Source organism: Dyadobacter sandarakinus (assembly GCF_016894445.1).
Classification (GTDB): Bacteria; Bacteroidota; Bacteroidia; order Cytophagales; family Spirosomataceae; genus Dyadobacter; species Dyadobacter sandarakinus.
Genome location: NZ_CP056775.1, coordinates 2,237,428 through 2,256,536 on the forward strand (window position 1 = coordinate 2,237,428; position 19,109 = coordinate 2,256,536).

General features: G+C 51.3%; 18 protein-coding genes. 10 read left to right on the forward strand and 8 right to left on the reverse strand.

Annotated elements, in window-relative coordinates; translation table 11 throughout:
- Positions 1-143: 143 nt before the first annotated feature.
- Entirely contained in the window at positions 144-845 is a 702-nt protein-coding gene (locus HWI92_RS08985) for an NUDIX hydrolase (RefSeq protein WP_204662918.1), read from the reverse strand.
- Positions 846-1,073: 228 nt separating this feature from the next.
- Between HWI92_RS08985 and HWI92_RS08990 the strand changes: the two genes are divergently transcribed.
- The 7 genes from HWI92_RS08990 (at position 1,074) to HWI92_RS09020 (ending at position 11,186) form a co-directional block, all read left to right on the forward strand.
- Entirely contained in the window at positions 1,074-1,661 is a 588-nt protein-coding gene (locus tag HWI92_RS08990; protein ID WP_204662920.1) for an RNA polymerase sigma factor, read from the forward strand.
- Between the two features lie 69 nt (positions 1,662-1,730).
- Positions 1,731-2,747, forward strand: a complete 1,017-nt coding sequence (locus tag HWI92_RS08995; RefSeq protein WP_204662922.1) for a FecR family protein — start codon at positions 1,731-1,733, stop codon at positions 2,745-2,747.
- A 162-nt stretch (positions 2,748-2,909) separates the two neighbouring features.
- On the forward strand, positions 2,910-6,509 hold the full coding sequence (locus HWI92_RS09000; protein WP_204662925.1) for a TonB-dependent receptor: 3,600 nt from the start codon (positions 2,910-2,912) through the stop codon (positions 6,507-6,509).
- Positions 6,510-6,539: 30 nt separating this feature from the next.
- Positions 6,540-8,273 carry a RagB/SusD family nutrient uptake outer membrane protein gene (locus HWI92_RS09005; protein ID WP_204662927.1) on the forward strand — a complete coding sequence of 578 codons (1,734 nt, stop codon included), beginning with the start codon at positions 6,540-6,542 and terminating at the stop codon, positions 8,271-8,273.
- Between the two features lie 33 nt (positions 8,274-8,306).
- The gene (locus HWI92_RS09010; protein WP_204662929.1) at positions 8,307-9,524 is read left to right on the forward strand and encodes a purple acid phosphatase family protein; all 1,218 of its coding nucleotides are present in this window, start codon (positions 8,307-8,309) and stop codon (positions 9,522-9,524) included.
- A 73-nt stretch (positions 9,525-9,597) separates the two neighbouring features.
- Entirely contained in the window at positions 9,598-10,437 is an 840-nt protein-coding gene (locus HWI92_RS09015; RefSeq protein WP_204662931.1) for an endonuclease/exonuclease/phosphatase family protein, read from the forward strand.
- Positions 10,438-10,511: 74 nt separating this feature from the next.
- Entirely contained in the window at positions 10,512-11,186 is a 675-nt protein-coding gene (locus HWI92_RS09020; protein ID WP_204662933.1) for a hypothetical protein, read from the forward strand.
- 105 nt (positions 11,187-11,291) lie between these two features.
- Here HWI92_RS09020 and mtgA read toward each other — a convergent pair whose 3' ends face one another.
- On the reverse strand, positions 11,292-11,978 hold the full coding sequence (mtgA, locus tag HWI92_RS09025; protein WP_204662935.1) for a monofunctional biosynthetic peptidoglycan transglycosylase: 687 nt from the start codon (positions 11,976-11,978) through the stop codon (positions 11,292-11,294).
- A gap of 121 nt (positions 11,979-12,099) precedes the next feature.
- Here mtgA and HWI92_RS09030 point away from each other — a divergent pair, with 121 nt between their 5' ends.
- Entirely contained in the window at positions 12,100-13,377 is a 1,278-nt protein-coding gene (locus tag HWI92_RS09030) for a DUF2851 family protein (RefSeq protein ID WP_204662938.1), read from the forward strand.
- On the opposite strand, the gene HWI92_RS09035 is transcribed toward HWI92_RS09030, so the two are convergent.
- From HWI92_RS09035 to HWI92_RS09055, 5 genes are all read right to left on the reverse strand, one after another.
- Positions 13,374-13,571, reverse strand: a complete 198-nt coding sequence (locus HWI92_RS09035; protein ID WP_204662940.1) for a hypothetical protein — start codon at positions 13,569-13,571, stop codon at positions 13,374-13,376. The two genes, HWI92_RS09030 and HWI92_RS09035, sit on opposite strands and share 4 nt — an antisense overlap.
- 37 nt (positions 13,572-13,608) lie before the next feature.
- Positions 13,609-15,027 carry a CCA tRNA nucleotidyltransferase gene (locus tag HWI92_RS09040; RefSeq protein WP_204662942.1) on the reverse strand — a complete coding sequence of 473 codons (1,419 nt, stop codon included), beginning with the start codon at positions 15,025-15,027 and terminating at the stop codon, positions 13,609-13,611.
- A gap of 89 nt (positions 15,028-15,116) precedes the next feature.
- The gene (locus tag HWI92_RS09045; protein WP_204662944.1) at positions 15,117-15,485 is read right to left on the reverse strand and encodes a helix-turn-helix domain-containing protein; all 369 of its coding nucleotides are present in this window, start codon (positions 15,483-15,485) and stop codon (positions 15,117-15,119) included.
- The gene (locus HWI92_RS09050) at positions 15,482-15,778 is read right to left on the reverse strand and encodes a type II toxin-antitoxin system HigB family toxin (RefSeq protein ID WP_204662946.1); all 297 of its coding nucleotides are present in this window, start codon (positions 15,776-15,778) and stop codon (positions 15,482-15,484) included. The genes HWI92_RS09045 and HWI92_RS09050 overlap by 4 nt, the downstream gene beginning before the upstream one ends.
- Before the next feature lie 98 nt (positions 15,779-15,876).
- Complete coding sequence (locus tag HWI92_RS09055; RefSeq protein ID WP_204662948.1) at positions 15,877-16,248, reverse strand: globin domain-containing protein; 372 nt, start codon at positions 16,246-16,248, stop codon at positions 15,877-15,879.
- A 93-nt stretch (positions 16,249-16,341) separates the two neighbouring features.
- Here HWI92_RS09055 and HWI92_RS09060 point away from each other — a divergent pair, with 93 nt between their 5' ends.
- Positions 16,342-17,724, forward strand: a complete 1,383-nt coding sequence (locus tag HWI92_RS09060) for a glycoside hydrolase family 140 protein (RefSeq protein ID WP_204662950.1) — start codon at positions 16,342-16,344, stop codon at positions 17,722-17,724.
- On the opposite strand, the gene HWI92_RS09065 is transcribed toward HWI92_RS09060, so the two are convergent.
- Positions 17,725-18,498: an AMP nucleosidase gene (locus HWI92_RS09065; protein WP_204662952.1), complete on the reverse strand. Its 774-nt coding sequence runs from the start codon at positions 18,496-18,498 to the stop codon at positions 17,725-17,727.
- A 50-nt stretch (positions 18,499-18,548) separates the two neighbouring features.
- Here HWI92_RS09065 and HWI92_RS09070 point away from each other — a divergent pair, with 50 nt between their 5' ends.
- Positions 18,549-18,995, forward strand: coding sequence for a type I restriction enzyme HsdR N-terminal domain-containing protein (locus HWI92_RS09070; protein ID WP_204662954.1), 447 nt, complete (start codon positions 18,549-18,551; stop codon positions 18,993-18,995).
- The last annotated feature ends 114 nt before the right edge of the window (positions 18,996-19,109 follow it).

Consider the following 19,109-nt stretch of genomic DNA (forward strand, 5'->3'; position numbering starts at 1 on the left):
TGAGGAATGATCTCATCAAATTTAATTTAGCAGCTAACAAATATAATTCATTTTATTTTTGGTGTAACATTGACACAATTAAGTCTGCTCACAACCAAACATTGTCATGGCTGTAAAGGTGACTGAAATGCAGGCTCTTTCCCCTATGCCTGCTTCATTGAATCGGGCATGAAGTTCCAGAAGGAGTGAAATTTCTCCTTGTACCGGATGCTGTCCAGCCGGTATAATGTTGCTTTTTTAGTAGCTCCGTTATTATTTTTTTGTCCCGTATCGATCAGCAGCCCGGTCGAGAGCAGCTTGCGGCTGAAATTGCGGCGGTCGATGGGTATGTTGTAGATCGCCTCATACAGTTTCTGCAACTGCGGGATGGTAAATCGTTCAGGCAGCAGCTCAAACCCGATTGGGTGCAGGGCAGCCTTGTATTTCAGGTGTTCAATAGCGAGCCGCACCATTTCCTCATGGTCAAAAATGAGCCTGGGCCTGCATTCCAGGGAAATCCAGGAAGCATTATGGGATTTTACAGCTTCGGTATCATGGTCTTCAATCTGTATCAATGCAAAAAAAACCACTGATACGGTACGTTGCACAGGATCACGCACCACACACCCGAAGGTTTCAAGCTGCTCTACGTAGATGTCTTTCAAACCGGTGAGATTGTACAGGATCCGGCTGGCACCTTCGGACAGCCCCTCCTCTTTGTCCAGAAAACCTCCCATCAGCGACCACTTGCCTTTTTCGGGTTCAAAGTTTCTTTTGATCAGCAGTAGCTTGATATCCTTTCCGTCAAATCCGAAAATGATGCAGTCAATAGCCACCAGGATTGACGGCTCGGGATAGTTGTGCATAAACTTTTTTGCTTGTAGAGGTAAAGTACCATCCATATACCGGTACGTAACCGACTTTACGCAAAATTCCGGAATGATGATCCTGTTTAAGGTTAAATTTTTATTAAGAAAGTAAAAAAAAGAGTCAGAATACTTAATCAGACTGAACGACCTAAAAATAAATTTTCGCCCGATTTTTGTGAGTCCAGCCCGCTCCGCGGGTCCCGAACTGTTTAGGCCATCTTCGTTATGAACGACTTTTACGCAAACTGTTCCGATGAAAATATCCTTCTGCTGGTCAGGGAGCACCAGGATGAGTCTGCCTTTGCCGAGTTGTACAAGCGCTATTTTCCGGAGCTCTTCAACTACGTTTACAGCAAGGTCAATGACCGTTTTTCGGCACAGGAAGTTGTGCAGGAGCTATTTGTATCCATCTGGCAGCAACGTGCGGATACCCTGGTGGGCAACTGTCGTGTGTTTCTTTTTTCGGCGGCCAAAAAGCGGATCATTTCCTTCTACCGCTGCGAGTTTACGCGACGCCGCCACTACGACCAATGGGCTTTTGACAGTACGGCATTGGCTTCGGGCGAGGCCGACGAGCAGGTAATCGCCGACGACCTCAGTCAGAACTTCGAGCGGGCACTCCGCCTGCTGCCCCCCAAATGCCAGGAAGTGTTTGTGCTCAGCCGGCGGGGTCTTTCCAATAAGCAGATCGCCGGCCAGCTCGCGATTTCTGATAAGACCGTGGAGCAGCATATTTCCAAAGCCCTGCGCATTCTGAGGTCCCGGCTGAGGGAACACATGATCTACATGCTGCTGTTTTTTCATTTCTGCTGATTTTTTTTTACAACCACTAAGGGTACTCCCTCCGGCCTGCGACTTCGAAGCTGAAAAGACTTCCTACGCATGCAGCAACCTGGCATATCTCCCGAACTACTCGATAAGTACCTGGCAGGACAACGTTCTGGTATTGAAAAAAAACAGGTGGAAGCCTGGTATGCGTCGCTTACCGGTGAAGCCGACTTTCTGGGCACATTGCCTCCGGAAGAGCAGCAGCATCTACAGGAAAATACCTTTGAGCATATCCTCTCGGAAATACGTGAGACGGATGAAAAACCTCACCGCAAGCTTCGCTGGGGCTGGCTCACGGGCATTGCGGCTTCCATTGCGCTGGTAACAGGCATTTACTTTTTTCAGAAACACGCAGACAACAACGCTGACATCTCGGCAATTCAGCTGCACCCGGCAGCGCCAGCCGAAACCCGGCGGTTTGTCAATGCAGAGCGCCGCATTGTGACCTTTGTCCTCCCCGACAGCAGTACCGTGCAGCTGCATCCGGGTGCCGAGATCGTTTATCCCAGAGCATTTTCCGGAAACCAGCGTAGGGTGACGTTTTCAGGCGAAGGTTTTTTTGATATCAAAAAGGATAAATCCCGTCCATTCCTGATCAGCAGCGGCGAGATGATGATCCGCGTACTGGGTACGAGCTTCAATGTAAAAGCAGTACGCGCGCAAAAAACTTTCCAGATTGACGTAGTGACGGGGAGCGTACAGGTTACGGCACCCGACCCAGGCGAACGTGCACAGCAGGTGACGCTGAAACCCCAGGAACAAGCGCTTTTTGAAACAGCATCGCGCAAACTGACGGCCAAAATCATGCAGGAACAGGCACGCAGGGAAATTTACCAGCCCGTTTCCATTGATTTTGAAGAAACACCCCTCAGGCAGGTGGTGGATCAGCTGCAAAAACGATTTAACATCCGTATCGAGCTGGCAGAGCCCAAACTGGCCTCCTGCACGCTTACCGCCCGCTTTGATGCCGACCCGCTGCCCATCATACTCGAAATGGTATGTACATCGCTTGATGCCACCTATGCGATTGCAGGTTCGATTGTGACGATCAGCGGGGCCGGTTGTGAATAAAACCTAACCTGAAAACATGCCGACAGCCTCACTCCCACCCTGAAAACGAAAGACCGGAAGTGTACCACCACTCCCGGCCAAGCTCGCGATCCCCGGCGCCGTACCACCGGCATCCGGATGATCTGAAATCCAACAGTGCTCAACCATCAGACAATCAAAATTATGCAAAAATCAGTACCTGACAAGCCTGTAAACTGGCGAAAAATCATGCGCATCGGATTGCTTCAATGGGTTCTGGCCTCTCTGCTTGCGGGCGGGAGCTATGCGAAGGAAAGCGCCGCCCAATCCATCCTGAGCAAGGATATGTCGCTTACGCTCAGAAACGTATCTCTGAAAGAGGCCCTGGACGAGATCCAGGACCAGGTAAGTGCACGCTTTGTGTACAGCAGCCGTGTTTCGCTCAAAGAACATGTAAGCATTGAGGTAAAACATCAGAAGCTCGGCAAGGTGCTCGACCAGCTGCTGACACCCAATGGAATCAGCTTCCGCCTTATCAATGACCAAATTGTGCTTGCCAGAACCAGAACCGGCAAGGAAGAAGCAGTGATACTGGACCTTGAAACAAGGCTCCATAACTATGTGCTCCCGGTTGACATTGCGGTAAAAGGGACAGTATCATCAGCGGACGGACAGGGTACGCTCCCGGGCGTAAGTGTGGTACTGAAAGGCAGCAACCAGGGTACGACCACGGACACCGACGGCAAGTTTACCCTCACGGTGCCTAATGTGGAATCCATACTGGTTTTCAGCTTTGTAGGGTATGCGTCGCAGGAGGTAGTGGTAGGCAACCGCACCCAGGTCGACATCAGCCTGCAACCAGATAATAAAGCGCTTTCCGAAGTGGTAGTAGTGGGTTATGGTACGCAAAAAAGGGTAAACCTGACCGGCGCCGTGAGCCAGGTACAAGCCAAAGATCTCGAAAACAGGCCCCTGAACAACATGTCGCAGATTCTGCAGGGCATGGTGCCTAACCTGAACATCACGTTCAGTACGGGCCAGCCAGGTTCGAGCGGGAGTCTCAATGTGCGGGGCGAAACCTCCATCAACGGCGGCGGGCCGCTCGTGCTGATCGACGGGGTTCCGGGCGATATCAACCGGATCAATCCGGGCGATGTAGAGTCTGTTTCGGTATTGAAAGATGCGGCGGCTTCGGCCATATACGGAGCCCGGGGCGCATTCGGGGTCATTCTGGTGACTACAAAAACAGCCAAGTCGGGCAAGACCAGCGTATCTTACAGCAACAACTTTGGCTGGTCTACCCCGACGGTCAGCACCGACTTCCTGACCAACGGGTATGAGCATACGATGCTTAATGATGAGGCATTCAAACGCGCTACGGGCAATACCTATACCCGCTACTCGGAAGAGGATTATGCCGAGCTCGAAGCGCGCCGCTATGACAAAACAGAAAACCCGGCCAGGCCGTGGACGGTTGTTAAGAATGTGAATGGCAAAGACATTTACAACTATTATGGCAATTACGACTGGTGGAATACGATTTTCAACATGTCGCAACCATCCATGCAGCACAACCTGAACCTGTCCGGCGGAACCGAAAAAGTGAACTACTTCCTCTCGGGCTCGATGTTTCAGAAGGATGGTATCATGCGTCTCAATACCGACCGCTACAATTCCTACACCCTGCGGAGCAAGATCAATGCACAGCTCACGCCCTGGCTGAAGGTGAGCAATAATACCCAGTACTTCGATTCGAGATACAAATATCCGGGACTTGAAGGAGGCGCGAATGCCAACTTTGTGGCGATTACCGTGCATGCACTGCCAGCCTATGCACCCCGCAACCCGGACGGGACCGCAACTTACAACACGTTGAAAAACAACTATTCCATTGGTGACGGACTGTTCGCCAACCTGCTCAAAGGTGTTGCCGGTGGTGAAAAGAAAATTCACGAGCTGACGACGATCAATACCGTTACCCTTGATTTTACCAAAAACTGGAACCTGGTCGCCAATCACTCCTACTCGTTCTATATCGCTGATGACTGGTACCGCGCTGCGGTAGCCCAATACTCCATTCAGCCGGGCATTCTGACGTCGGTACCCAACTACAATACGGACCAGCTGAAAAGGACCTTCTGGTTTGATCCCATGAATGTGGTCAATGTTTTTACCTCGTACAATCAGACCTTCGGCAAGCATTACCTGTCGGGAACGCTGGGGATGAACTCGGAAAGCAAGAAGCACCAACGGCTCTATGGCGCGCGGAAAAACCTGCTGTCAGAAAGTCTGAATGACCTGGAACTGGGTACGGGCGAGCAGCTGACAGAGGGCGGCTCCTACCAGTACTCACTTTTCGGTGCATTTTTCCGCCTCAATTATGACTACATGGGCAAATACCTGGTCGAAGTAAACGGACGCTACGATGGTACTTCCCGTTTTGGAGAAGGCAGGCGCTATGGTTTCTTCCCGTCTGTTTCGGCCGGCTGGCGGATCAGTGAGGAAAAGTTTTTTGAGCCGGTAAAGGGTGCCGTGAACAACCTTAAAATACGCGCTTCCTATGGTACGCTCGGCAACCAGCTGCCGCCCAACAACAACTCGGCGAGCTACTATCCGTACATTTCGTCCATGCCCACATCCCTGTCGTCGTGGATCACGAATGGCCAGAAGCTCAATTACGTCAACAGCCCCAACCCCATTTCGCCCAACCTGACGTGGGAAAAAGCGACTACTTCGAATGTGGGTCTGGATGCCGATTTCTTTAAAAGCAGGCTGAACCTTTCGGTGGATGCATACATTCGAAAAACCACCGACATGCTGATCCCGGGCAAGGTGCTGCCAGCCGTGTACGGCGCAACCGTGCCGACAGAAAATGCAGGCGACCTGCAGACAAAAGGGTTTGAGCTGTCCCTGTCCTGGCGCAATCAGACCAAGCTGGCGGGCAGGATATTCTCCTACAATGCATCCTTTATCGTATCGGATTACAAATCGAAGATCACCCGGTATGACAACCCGAACAAGATCCTGTCCAACCGCTACGTAGGCCAGCGGATCGGTGAAATGTGGGGCTACTCCATTGACGGTATGTTCAAAACCAATGAGGAGGCCCAGGCATACACCATCGATCAGACGATCGTCAACAAGCAGCGCCTGAGTGCTCCGGGCGACTGGAGCAAGCTGCAGGCGGGCGACCTCAAATTCCTTGACCTCAACGGGGATGGCAAAATCAGCGAAGGTGCCAATACCCTGGCCGACCATGGCGATCTGAAAATCATCGGAAACAGCAGCCCGCGCTTTCGCTACGGTATCAACCTGGGCGCTTCGTGGAACGGTTTCGATATTTCAGCACTGGCACAGGGTATCCTGCGCAGGCACTGGTATCCCGGCTCCAATGCGGATAAATTCTGGGGACCTTACTCCCGGCCTTACTACTCTTTTATTCCGAGGGAGTTTGAAAAGGATGTCTGGACCCCCGAAAACCAGGATGCCTACTTCCCGCTGCTGAGAGGCTACACAGCCCTGAACGGCGGTGGCGACCTGCAGGCGCGCAATGACCGCTACATCCAGAACATTGGTTACCTGAGACTGAAAAACGTCGTGATCGGTTATACGATCCCGCCGGCGATCACCAAAAAAGTACGGATTCCCAATGCAAGGGTGTATGTGAGCGGTGAAAACCTGCTGACTTACACGCCGCTGCGCTCCAAGTACATTGATCCCGAGCAATTTGACGGTGATGCCACCAACGGCCGTACCTACCCGCTTTCCAAAACATTCTCTGCCGGCCTGAGCATTAATTTCTGATAACAGCCGGCTCATTTATCCCAGACGATCATGAAAAAATTCCTGATAACCATTGTTGCGCTGGCCCTCGGACTGGTATCCTGTGACCTGGACCAGCTTCCTATGGACGCGATTTCACCCGAGACATTTTTCAAAACCGAAAACGACCTGCTGCTTTATACCAACTCGCTGTACAACATGCTGCCGGATGCAGAGGATGTGTATAATGAAGATGCGGATAATGTGGTAAAAAATGCATTGCGCGATGAACTGCAGGGTACGCGCATTGTTCCCACGAGTGGCGGCGGCTGGTCCTGGACCAACCTGCGGAACATCAACTACTTCCTCGCCAATTCGGGAAAATGCCCGGACAAGGCGGCGGTAGCCCGCTACAATGGTCTGGCCCGCTTCTTCCGGGCGTATTTCTATTTCGGGATGGTCAAAAGGTTTGGTGACGTACCCTGGTACACTTCCACGATCGAGATCACGGACGAGCAGTTGCTGACCAAGGCCCGCGATCCGCGTACGCTCGTGATGGATTCGGTGATGGCTGACCTGGACTATGCGATTGCAAACCTGGCAACCGGCCGTCAGGTGAACACCGTCACTAAATGGACTGCGCTGGCATTGAAGTCGCGCGTGGGCTTGTATGAGGGTACTTTTCGTAAATACCATACGGAATTCAACCTGCCCGACGCCGACCGTTTCCTCGATGCCTGCATCGCCGCCTCGGAGGACCTGATAAAAAATAGTGGGTACACGATCTACAAAGCCACACCCGAAACCGCGTATTTAAGACTTTTTGCGTCCGACAATGCCATCGCAGACGAGATCATCCTTGCGCGTGATTTCAGCGACGAGTTGCAGGTTTATCACAACCTTAACTACTACACCATGACAGCCTCCTACGGCAAACCCGGTCTGGAAAAGAAGCTGGTAAACAGCTACCTGATGAAGGATGGCACCCCGTTCACAAATGTAAAAGGGTACGAAACCATGCAGTTTTTCGAGGAGGTCCAAAACCGCGACCCGCGCCTTACACAAACCATCCGCACGCCGGGCTATACCCGCATTGGTGAAACAACCCCACTGGTACCCGAGTTTGGTGCAACCAGCACGGGATACCAGCTGATCAAGTTTGTGTCCGAGCCCAAATGGGACACCTTCAACAAGGATATTACTGACATGCCGATTTTCCGCTACGCCGAGGTACTGCTGAACTATGCCGAAGCCAAAGCCGAAAAAGGCACGCTGACCCAGGTAGACCTGGAACTGTCCACCGGACTTACCCGCGGCCGGGTAGGCATGCCCAACATTGATATGGCGAATGCCAATGCCAAACCCGATCCCTACCAGGCGGAGATGTACACCCACGTGACGGGCAAAAATGCAGGCGTGATTCTGGAAATCCGGCGTGAGCGCCGCATTGAACTGGTCATGGAAAACTTCTTCCGCTGGGACGATATTATCCGCTGGAAAGAGGGACAGGCCCTGACCAGACAGTTCAAAGGCATGTACTTTCCCGGTCCGGGCAGCTATGACCTCGACAAGAATGGAAAAGTTGACCTGGTGATTTACGAAGGCACCAAACCCAACATCGCCGGTGCACAACTCCTGAAACTGGGAAGCGAAATCCTGCTTGAAAATGGCAGCAAAGGAGGGAACATGGTGATCAATGGTCACATTACCAAGAAGTTCGACGAGAACAAGGACTACCTTTATCCGATCCCCAGGCAAGAGCGGCTTTTGAATACCAACCTTACCCAGAACCCCAACTGGGAATAGTAAATCCTGATTATTCCTAAACCTTTAACCCATATGCTTTCAGACAGAAGGTCATTCTTAGAGAAAATGTCGCAGATCGGGGCACTCAGCCTGCTGCCGCTGTCTGCCTCGCAGGCCGCTGCGGGTGCAGCCGAAGAGAAAAACCACTTTGTGGCGGGTCCCTACCTTCAGAACCTCGGCCCGAATGAAGTAACGATCATGTGGATCACGCACAAAAACGCTTTCAGCTGGCTGGAATACGGTGCGGGTACTTACACCAGCAAACGTGAATTCGGGTATTCCAACGGATTGATCGAGGCCAACAACCGGATCAATAAAATTACTCTCACAGACCTGAAACCCGGCACCGAGCACAAATACAAGATCGTATCCACGGATGTACTCGGCTACAAAGGCTCCAAGGTGGAATTCGGCGAAACGATATCGAGTGCGATGTTCGGGTTTAAAACGCCTGCTGAAAATGAGGACGAGTTCAAAATGGTGGTATTCAATGATATTCACGACCGTCCGCAGATCATTCCGCAGCTGCTTTACCGGCACGGCTACACAGGCAATACCCGCGACTATGACTTCGTGGTGTTCAATGGCGATTGTTTTGACTGGGTCACGGAAGAGCAGCAGATGGTCGATCACCTGATCAAACCTTGTGTGGACATTTTTGCTACGGAATTCCCTTTTATCCTTACGCAGGGTAACCACGAATGCCGCGGGAGCTTTTCGCGCCACATTTCCGGCTACTACGCGTATCCTGAAAACAAATACTATTACGCATTTACCCGCGGTCCGGTACGGTTTGTGGTGCTGGATTCGGGTGAGGATAAAACCGACGACAGCGTGGAGTACGGCGGGCTGTCGGCATTTGACCGCTACCGGGAAGCACAGGGCAAATGGCTGGAAAAAGAGGTACAGTCCGCTGATTTCAAAAATGCCGATTTCAGAATTGTACTGATCCATATTTCGCCCTATCATTCGGGCGACTGGCACGGACCGATGCATTGTCAGCAGGTATTCGGGCCCATTTTAAATAAAGCAAAGATCGACCTGCAGCTTTCCGGACACACGCATCGCTACATGACCCACGAACCCGATACCACCCATAACTACCCGATCATGATCGGGGGCGGTCCGCTGGAAGGCAAGCGTACCCTGATCAAGCTACATGCGACCCGCAAGCAGCTCGACGTGAAGATGATCCGGGACGATGGTGAAGTCGTAGGGAAGTTCCTGCTGCCGAAAAAAGGGAAAGCCTGACAAAAGATTTTTTGTCGAACCGGGAGGCCCCATGCGGGTCTCCTCTATTTTTGTACGAATCAAATTCCACATCATGAAAAGACTGCTCTTAGTATGTATGCTGCTGGTTGTCGCAGCAGGCACCTCATTTTCCCAGAACAACGTCCTCACGGTCGCATCTTACAACCTGCGCTACAATACGCCCAATGATGGTGTCAATGCCTGGCCAAACCGGAAAGAAATGGTAAAAGGCCTTGTCCGTTTTCACGACTTCGACATCTTTGGTGTGCAGGAAGCGCTGGTGGGCCAATTGAAGGATGTGGCGGAACTGACGGACTATGCCTACTACGGAAAAGGGCGGGACGACGGAAAGGAAGGCGGCGAGCATTCGGCCATATTTTACAAAAAAAGCCGCTTTAAGCTGCTGAAATCAGGTGACTTCTGGCTGAGCGAAACGCCTGACGTACCCGGCAAGGGCTGGGATGCAACCTGCTGTAACCGCATTTGTTCGTGGGGACAGTTCCAGGACCAGACGACTAAAAAGACCTTTTATTTTTTCAATGTACATTTTGACCACCAGGGCAAAGAGGCACGCCGGCAGTCGGGACATTTAATGGTTAAAAAAATCAGTGAAATCGCCGGAAAGTCAAACGTAATCCTCACCGGTGACTTCAACTCTACCCCTGAGACCGAGCAGATCCAGACCATCCGAACCATCCTGAACGATACGCATGAAGTAACGAAAGACAAACCTTACGGACCGGAAGGAACCTTCAACAGTTTCAAGTTTGATGCAAAAATGGAGAACCGCATCGACTATATTTTTACCGGCAAAAATATCGACGTGCTGAAATATGGTGTCCTGACCGACGCTCTGGAGCAGCGCTACCCTTCCGATCACCAGCCTGTGGTTGTGAAGGCAGTACTCAAATAATCGTATGGCCGGGGCACCTGCTCCGGCTGCTTTTTTCGTTACCTTCGGGAACCTGCCTACTGAAAAGCTGCTCCATGACGCGAACGTCCGTTGTCGTATTCCTTTTTGTTCTTTTTACCAGACTGGCCGCTGCTCAGGCCGTCACCATCCGTATCAAAGCCCCTAAAAAGCTGAATGAGCGGAAGGCGCTGCTCCTGACACGGGAGAAGGAATTTGCGGCTGTGGTGCATTCCATTCAGCTCGGCTACGATACCACGCACCTTCAGATGGACCGCAGCCTGCTCCCCGACCTGTACCAGTTTCAGGTTTCCGGATTAAAAGGCACCCTGACGTTTTTCTTTGAGTCGGGGACAGAGATCAGGCTGGATACCGGGGATGTTGCCCGGTCCGCAGTGTCGCATTCCAAAAGCAACCTCGACTGGGTGGCTTACCGCGACAGCATTCAGCGGCCGGCAGACAAGCGCCTTCGGGAACTGGTACTGGAAGAAAACCTGGCCCGGAAAATCGGGAACCTGGACAGTGCCCGCGCCTGGGTAGCCCGGCAGGAAGCCTCCCGCATTGACATGCTGAACAAGACCACAGCATTTATTGCCGCCCACCCTGCTTCCTACGTGAGTTTGTATTTGCTCAAAAATTACTGGTATGCACTCAAAACCAGGGGATTGTTTGAGCAGCTCGACCCCGCTATGGCGCATCACCGCACTTATCGCCTCCTGAAAGAAAAGAACAAGGCCGTAGCCAGGAAGTAACTCCTGTAATTTCTGATTTAATGCATGTCCCAAAGATCAGTACATGCTGCGGCAGCTGATCAGGGTGATGTTGAAAAAACCGTCACCAATGCACTCAGGACGCAATCAAAGCTCGTCGATATATTTCTGGCCGCCCAGGTACCGCATCTGCCGGACGATCTGGTTGGTTCGTTTGTTGACGTATGCAGACGGATTTTTGATGGAAAACCGGATGGGATTGGGCAGCACTGCCGCAATGCGTGCAGCTTCGTGCCTGCTCAGCTTTTTTGCTGATTTATTATAGTACCGGAGTGATGCCGCCTCTACGCCAAAGGTCATTTTACCCATTTCCGCTACATTCAGATATACTTCCAGAATGCGTTCCTTGTCCCAGATCAGCTCGATGAGGATCGTAAAATAGGCTTCAAGACCTTTACGGACGAGGCTGCGGCCGTGCCATAAAAAAACATTCTTGGCAACCTGCTGCGATATGGTGCTGGCACCCCGCGCCCGCTTGCGCTTTTCTTTCACCGCATTGTAAATCTGATTGAAATCAAATCCCCAGTGCTTGGGAAAGTTCTGGTCTTCGGAGGCTACCACCGCCAGGGCTACCTCCTTCGATATGTTCTCGTAGGGTTCCCAATCATGAAAAAGCTCGGAGTCCTCCCCATCCACAAGCGCTTCAACCTTCCGGGAAAGCATGTAGGGCGTAACCCAGACCGGTAAAAATTTCAGAATAAAAACCCAGACAACGGAAAGTACAGTGAAAAACAGCAGGAAGCGGAGCAAAATAAATTGCAGACGGCGGAACATAAAAATTTTTTACTACTAAAACAGTAACCAAACAACAGTAACAGCGTACAAAGAACAGAACTAATCAGGTCTGGACAAAGAAAACCGGTACCATTATTACTACATGCACTTTTCGTTGATTATGAATGAAAATATCCTGAGCTACATCTGGCAATTTCAATATTTTGATGCCAGAAATCTCGCTACCGAGGACAAGCAGGCACTTTCCATCCTGCGGACAGGATTCCGGAACCGGAATGCGGGCCCCGATTTCCTCGAAGCCCGGCTGATGATCGCGGGCGTTCAATGGATTGGCAGCGTCGAAATCCATGTAAGATCTTCGGACTGGTACCAGCATGCACACGACACGAACGACGCCTACGAAGGCGTGGTGTTGCATGTGGTTTGGGAAGATGACGGCCCGGTATCACGCCGCGACGGCACCCTGCTCCCCTGCCTGGCCCTGAAAAAGATTGCAGATGCGGGAATGATCGACAGGTACCGGCAATTGCAGGATGACGAAGAGGTAATTCCCTGTCACCGGTCATTTGGTAAAATCGGCATGATCCACAAGTATGCCATGCTCGACAGGGTGCTGCTGGAACGTCTGGATCGGAAGGCTTCAGAAGTAATGCAGCTGTACCACCAGGCGCGGCAGGACTGGGACACGACGGCTTATCAGTGGATCGGCAAGCATTATGGTTTTAAGCTGAACGATCCGGTATTTCTGCGGCTTACGGAAGCAGTTCCCTGGAAGGTTGTCCGAAAGCACCGGCACAACCTGTTGCAGGTGGAGTCGCTGCTTTTCGGAGGCAGCGGCATGCTCATGCCGGAGTACCAGGACGATTACTGCCGGCAGCTTTTGCGGGAATTCGGTTATTTGAAAAGTAAGTACCGGCTCACGCATGCGATCCAAATGCATGAATGGAAGTTTGCAAGATTACGCCCTGCCGGGTTCCCGACCGTGCGGCTGGCGCAGTTTGCCCGGCTGATCTGCAGTGAACCCAACCTTTTTTCGATGGTAGTCAATGCACCCTCCCACGCTGGTCTGCAAAGCCGGCTGGCAGAGCAGCAATCGGATTACTGGACGAGCCACTATGTGTTTGAAAAAACAGCCTCAGGGAAAGTACCCGCGATGGGCAAAGGCGCAGTCAGCATGCTGATCATCAATGCAATGGTGCCGCTGCTGGTCGCTTACGCCAGACAAAAGCAGCAAAGTAATATGCTGGACCGGGCCATGGACTGGCTGTCACAGATTGCAGCGGAGGACAACTACATCATCCGGCAGTGGGCCGACCTCGACATGCAGGTAAAAACGGCAGCTGACAGCCAGGCGCTCATCGAGTGGCACCATCACTACTGTGTCCCGAAGCGCTGCCTTGAATGTACGGTTGGGGCAGCACTGGTACGCAATGCCTAGCCTTTCACTAGATTGACACCCGTCAGCAGAAATACGGTACCTACCAGAAAAGGAACAACTGACTCCCATTTGGAGACGGTAAGACCCAGTACGGGCTTGTCTGAGAGGAAAGCAATGCAGGCAAAGAGGAGTACTACAATGCCCAGGATTGTGAGCAATGCGCCAAAGAAACGTTTGAACTGAGAATTATCCATCGGGTGACTTGTGAAAAACAAATATGGACAAAAAAAGTCAAACTACGCGTGTGAGGCCCATTTTCTCACCTTCCTGCACCATAAATGCAAAGGCAGGATCGTACTCGTTCGGGATAATACCTTCGAGGATAGCTTCGCGAATGGTTTCTTTAATTACGCCCACTTCGCGCCCGGGTTTCAAGCCAAAAGCCTCCATGATCAGCTCACCGGTAATCACGGGCTGGAAGTTCCTCAGCTTGTCACGCTCTTCGAGGTCTTTGAGCTTCTGCTCCACCAGGTCGAAGTTGGCCAGGAAGCGTTTTACCTTATCCGGATTTTTAGAGGTGATATCCGCCCGGCAAAGCTTCATCAGCGCCTCAATGTCCTCACCAGCTTCCACCAGCAGCCGGCGCATGGCCGAATCCGTGATTTGTTCCCTGGATAATACGATCGGACGGAGGTGCAACCTCACAAGTTTTTTCACAAACCGCATTTTCTCGTTAAGCGGGAGCTTCATCCGCCTGAAAATGGCAGGTACCATGCGCGCGCCTATTTCTTCATGGTTATGGAAAGACCAGCCCACTTTCCGGTCGAACTTTTTGGTGGCGGGCTTGGCGATATCGTGCAGGATAGCCGCCCAGCGGAGCCACAGGTCATCGGTATGCTCGGATACATTGTCGAGTACCTGTAACGTATGATAGAAATTATCTTTATGTCCTTTACCATCAATGGTTTCGACACCGAGCAACTCAATGAGTTCAGGGAAGATGATAGCCAGCAGTCCGGAATGATAAAGGAGCTTGAAGCCGTAAGAGGGTGTTCTGGAGAGAATGATCTTGTTCAGTTCCTCGGAAATCCGCTCATAGGAAACAATGCTGATCCGGTCTTTCATGCGGGTGATGGCATCAAAGGTATCCGGCTCAATGTCAAAGTTCAGCTGGGCTGCAAAGCGGACCGCCCGCATCATGCGCAGGGGATCATCCGAAAAGGTAATTTCGGGGTCAAGCGGTGTGCGGATGATTTTTTTCCGGAGGTCCCTGGTACCGTCAAATGGATCAACCAGGTCGCCAAAGTTGGCGGGGTTCAGGCTGATACCCATCGCATTAATGGTAAAGTCACGCCTGTTCTGATCGTCACTCAATGTGCCGTCCTCCACAGCCGGCTTACGGGAGTCGGCCCGGTACGACTCCTTCCGGGCGCCCACAAACTCCACTTCCAGCTCACCCTGGCGAAGTTGTGCGGTACCAAAATTTTTGTAAACACTTACAAAAACATCCGGCCCCAGCTCGCTGGCTACCAGCTCGGCAAGCTCAATCCCGCTGCCAATGGAAACAATATCAATGTCCTTGCTGCTCCTTTTGAGAATAAGATCCCTGACAAACCCTCCTATCACATACGCTTCCACCCCCAGCTCTGCCGCTGCTTTCGCCACGACTCCAAAAACAGGATAATCTGATAACTGCTCTTTGAAATTCATGCGGCAAAGGTAGAAATTTCTTGTTTTTGGACCGGGCTTGCAGCCGTTGAGGTTAAATATTCATTCCTCCACTAGACGAAAAACTGATTCTACCGGCTCAGCTCATAGTCCGCTACAAGGGTATTAACAGACAAATGCAGGCGGGCAGAAAGGTTGCGGATCATTTCAACCGTCAGCTTCCGCTTGCGGTTCAGTACCTCCGACACCCGGTTCTTACCTCCCAATGCGTCCACCAGATCAGCCTGTTTCAGATGCAGCTCTTCCATTCTGACCTTGATGGCTTCAATCGGATCGGGTGAGTCAATGGCATAATGTTCCTGCTCATAGGCATCTATAATCAAAGCAAGCACGTCAGCCTCATCGCTCTCGTCAGATCCCGCCGGCGTGTCAAAAATCACCTCCATACGTGCCAGTGCAGCCTGATAATCCTCTTCTGTTTTGATCAGCTTCATGTTCAAATTGTGTTTGCGTTAATTCTGTCATACTCTTTGTGAGTACCGGTAAAGCGAACAAAAATCCATTGCTTTTCGAAATTAATCCGGGCTACAAGCCGGTGCGAATTACCCCTGACATTAAAAACAACACGGCCGCTTCGCAGAATACTTGCATTTGCAAAGGTTTCCTTCACATCTGCCGGTGACTTCCAGTCTGCTTTCAATGTAGTTTCATACCATATTTTAAGGTATTGTTCAAGATCAGGATGTTGCTCCCAATAAGATCGCAATGCTCCTTTTACAAAAATTCGCTGCATGGCTAAAAACAAAGTTGCTAAAAAAAATAAAGTTCCCAAAAAGGGAACCTCTTTTATTTAGACGCAACGAAATGCAAAAGTAACGGACCGCAAACCTCTTACGAATTCACCATGAAAAATGCGGTGCGGGGAAAACGATTAAACAGTTCGTCTTTCAGGTCTTTGCTGATCGGCAGCGAGCCCACGGCCTGAGACATACATTGAAGCCAGGCAATGGCATCGTCTTCGGTAATGGTATGCGGCAGGTGCCGGGCACGCATTCGGGGGTGACCGTAAACGTCGGAATACAGCTCCGGTCCGCCCAGAAACTGCGTCAGAAAGAGGCGCTGCTTTGTTTTGATAAGCTCCTTGTCGCTTTTAAAAAGTCTTGAAATCAGTTCATGCTCAAACACAAGATCGTAAAAGCAGTCTGTGAGCTGGCGAAGGGCTTCATCACCTCCTATGCGTTCGTATAAAGATTCTTCCTGCATTTTTTAACGGAATATTTTCTGTTTATAGCCCGCAGCAAGTAGCCCGCGCGGCGATTTACTTCTTAAATTGTTACCTGAACAACTCCTATTCAGATGAAACAGTTTCTGCTGGTACTGCTGTGCTGCCTGCATGCACCGCATGATGTTTTTTCACAAACATTGCTCCCCCTTTTGCAGGTAAAAAAAGGGGAAAGATACATTTCCACTTTTAACGAAAAACCATTTTTCTGGCTGGGCGATACGGCTTGGGAGCTGTTGCACAGGCTGACGCTGGATGAAGCCAGGACCTACCTGGAAGATCGCAGTAAAAAGGGCTTCAACGTGGTACTTGCAGTTGCCAATGCGGAGTTTGAGGGAATGCGGGTACCCAACCGGAATGGCGACCTGGCAATGAATGATTATAATCCTGCAAAACCCAATGAGCGGTATTTCCTGCACGTCGACAGTGTAGTTACCCTGGCAGCACAGCTGGGAATTTACATTGCGCTTCTGCCCACCTGGGGCGACAAGCTCAGCAAAAAGTGGGATCCGGGACCAGAAATATTTACGCCGGAAAATGCGGCCGCATATGGAGCCTACCTGGCCGGGCGATACCGGAATCAGAACATCATCTGGGTACTTGGCGGTGACCGCGATCCTGAAAATGAGCAGCATCTGGCCATTATACAAGCCATGGCAAGCGGAATCAGGAAGGTTGCGGGCAGCTCGCAGCTGATCACTTACCACCCTACCGGCGCAAGCCACTCTTCCAGGTATTTTCATGATGCGGATTGGCTGGATTTTAACATCTTCCAGTCCGGGCACAGCATCAGGCACCAGAAAAATTACAAGATGGTTAGGAAAGATTACGGGAAAAATCCGCCCAGGCCAACCCTTGATGCCGAACCCAGGTATGAAAACCACCCTGTAAACTGGAAGCCCGAGCTGGGCTACTTCAACGATTTCGATGTGCGGCAGGCTGCTTGGTGGGCGTTTTTGTCGGGAGCAGCAGGCCACACTTACGGCTGCCATGATGTGTGGCAAATGTATGACAATACCCGTAACAAGCCCATGGGCTTCGCACGTACCAACTGGCAGGTTGCGATGGATTTGCCAGGTGCTACACACATGGGCTTCCTTAAAAAGTTAGCGGAATCGTATTCATGGCAAAAGCTTGTACCCGCTCAGCAACTGATCCTGAACACCAATCCGGAAGATGCCGGCTACCAGGTCGCCGCATGCTCCGCGGACAAAGATTTTGCATTCATTTACTCGCCCTATGGCCACGGGGTCACAGTTGATCTTGGCGTTTTCAATGCGGCCGAGTTGGCCGTGTATTGGTACAATCCGCGTGACGGATCGTCTTTGCTGATCGGCAAAAAGCAAAATCGCGGGACTGTCACTTTCCAGCCGGACATAGCCGGGCCCGAAACAGACTGGGTGCTTGTGATTGCGGATGCTAAAAATTCGCAGCCCGGTACAACAGTGAAAAAGTAATCAGTTTTCAAACCGGAGATGCTTCACAGAAGCGCCCGAGCGGGCCAATTCCAGCAGGGCTTCCACGCCAATGTCCAGGTGCGTTTTGACGTAATTTGTCGTCACTATCTTATCACTTTCCTCGGTTTTGACTCCCTCAGGCACCAATGGATTGTCGGATACCAGCAACAATGCGCCGTGCGGAATGGAATTGGCGAAACCTACAATGAAAATCGTGGCCGTTTCCATATCGATGGCGATGGCACGGATCGCTCGGAGGTACTCCTTGAAACTGTCATCGTGCTCCCAGATACGCCGGTTGGTGGTATACACCGTACCCGTCCAGTAGTCTTTTTTGTGCTTGGCAATACTTGCCGACACCGTACTCTGCAGGCGAAAGGAAGGTAGTGCCGGAATTTCAGCAGGCATGTAATCGTCGCTGGTACCTTCACCCCGGATCGCCGCAATGGGGAGGATCAGGTCGCCTACCTGTGTTTTTTTCAAACCGCCGCATTTACCCAGAAACAATACGGCTTTGGGCCGGATCGCCGACAGGAGGTCCATCACGGTTGCGGCCATCGGGCTGCCCATGCCGAAATTGACGATGGTAATATCTTTGGCAGTTGCGGTTTGCATGGCACGCCCGTGGCCTTTCACATCTACCCCGAACATCTCCGCAAACATGGTCACGTAGTTCCCGAAGTTGGTAAGCAGGATATAATTACCAAACTCTTCCACCGCCGTTCCGGTGTAGCGCGGCAGCCAGTTTTCGACGATTTGTTCCTTCGTAGTCATGAAATAAACAGGTTAATTGGCCGAAGCTGTGATGATGTGTATCTTCGTTCATGGAATCTCTGAACCTTCCCGAGTTTGCCTATAAAGTTAAGCAGGTTAACGGGAAACCGCATATTTTCGACATTATACGCCGCAAATTCGTAACACTCACACCCGAAGAATGGGTCCGCCAGCACTTCATCCACCTGCTGATTACCCATTATGGTTACCCTAAATCCCTCTTTGCCGTAGAAACCGGCATGCACTATCATACGCTTGCCAAACGGACCGATATTATGGTGCTTGCCGGCAATGCCCTGCCCTTTTTGCTGGTCGAATGCAAGGCGCCTTTCGTCAAGATCGGTGAAGCCACATTTGCCCAGATCAGCCGCTACCATTTCACGTTACAGCCGCAATATCTTGCCGTCACCAACGGCATGAGCCACTACTGCTTCAAAGCCGTGAACGGACAGATTCACTTTCTGGATGATTTTCCTTTTTATCGGGAGGAGAATTAGGGAATGGCTTTCGGCTTTCGGCTGTCGGCTTTCGGGTGTTTTTGATAAAAAACAAAAAAGGCTGTCCTTGCGGGAAGGACAGCCTTTGTATAGGAAGATGATGCCGGATTATCA

Bases quoted from the DNA above. Each gene is read 5' to 3' on its own strand.
- HWI92_RS09015 (WP_204662931.1), top strand. From the start codon at position 9,598: ATGAAAAGACTGCTCTTAGTATGTATGCTGCTGGTTGTCGCAGCAGGC.
- HWI92_RS09035 (WP_204662940.1), bottom strand. From the start codon at position 13,571: ATGGATAATTCTCAGTTCAAACGTTTCTTTGGCGCATTGCTCACAATC.
- HWI92_RS09055 (WP_204662948.1), bottom strand. From the start codon at position 16,248: ATGCAGGAAGAATCTTTATACGAACGCATAGGAGGTGATGAAGCCCTT.
- HWI92_RS08995 (WP_204662922.1), top strand. From the start codon at position 1,731: ATGCAGCAACCTGGCATATCTCCCGAACTACTCGATAAGTACCTGGCA.
- HWI92_RS08990 (WP_204662920.1), top strand. From the start codon at position 1,074: ATGAACGACTTTTACGCAAACTGTTCCGATGAAAATATCCTTCTGCTG.
- HWI92_RS09005 (WP_204662927.1), top strand. From the start codon at position 6,540: ATGAAAAAATTCCTGATAACCATTGTTGCGCTGGCCCTCGGACTGGTA.
- HWI92_RS09040 (WP_204662942.1), bottom strand. From the start codon at position 15,027: ATGAATTTCAAAGAGCAGTTATCAGATTATCCTGTTTTTGGAGTCGTG.
- HWI92_RS09010 (WP_204662929.1), top strand. From the start codon at position 8,307: ATGCTTTCAGACAGAAGGTCATTCTTAGAGAAAATGTCGCAGATCGGG.
- HWI92_RS09020 (WP_204662933.1), top strand. From the start codon at position 10,512: ATGACGCGAACGTCCGTTGTCGTATTCCTTTTTGTTCTTTTTACCAGA.
- HWI92_RS08985 (WP_204662918.1), bottom strand. From the start codon at position 845: ATGCACAACTATCCCGAGCCGTCAATCCTGGTGGCTATTGACTGCATC.
- HWI92_RS09070 (WP_204662954.1), top strand. From the start codon at position 18,549: ATGGAATCTCTGAACCTTCCCGAGTTTGCCTATAAAGTTAAGCAGGTT.
- HWI92_RS09060 (WP_204662950.1), top strand. From the start codon at position 16,342: ATGAAACAGTTTCTGCTGGTACTGCTGTGCTGCCTGCATGCACCGCAT.
- HWI92_RS09065 (WP_204662952.1), bottom strand. From the start codon at position 18,498: ATGACTACGAAGGAACAAATCGTCGAAAACTGGCTGCCGCGCTACACC.
- HWI92_RS09000 (WP_204662925.1), top strand. From the start codon at position 2,910: ATGCAAAAATCAGTACCTGACAAGCCTGTAAACTGGCGAAAAATCATG.
- HWI92_RS09050 (WP_204662946.1), bottom strand. From the start codon at position 15,778: ATGCAGCGAATTTTTGTAAAAGGAGCATTGCGATCTTATTGGGAGCAA.
- HWI92_RS09030 (WP_204662938.1), top strand. From the start codon at position 12,100: ATGAATGAAAATATCCTGAGCTACATCTGGCAATTTCAATATTTTGAT.
- mtgA (WP_204662935.1), bottom strand. From the start codon at position 11,978: ATGTTCCGCCGTCTGCAATTTATTTTGCTCCGCTTCCTGCTGTTTTTC.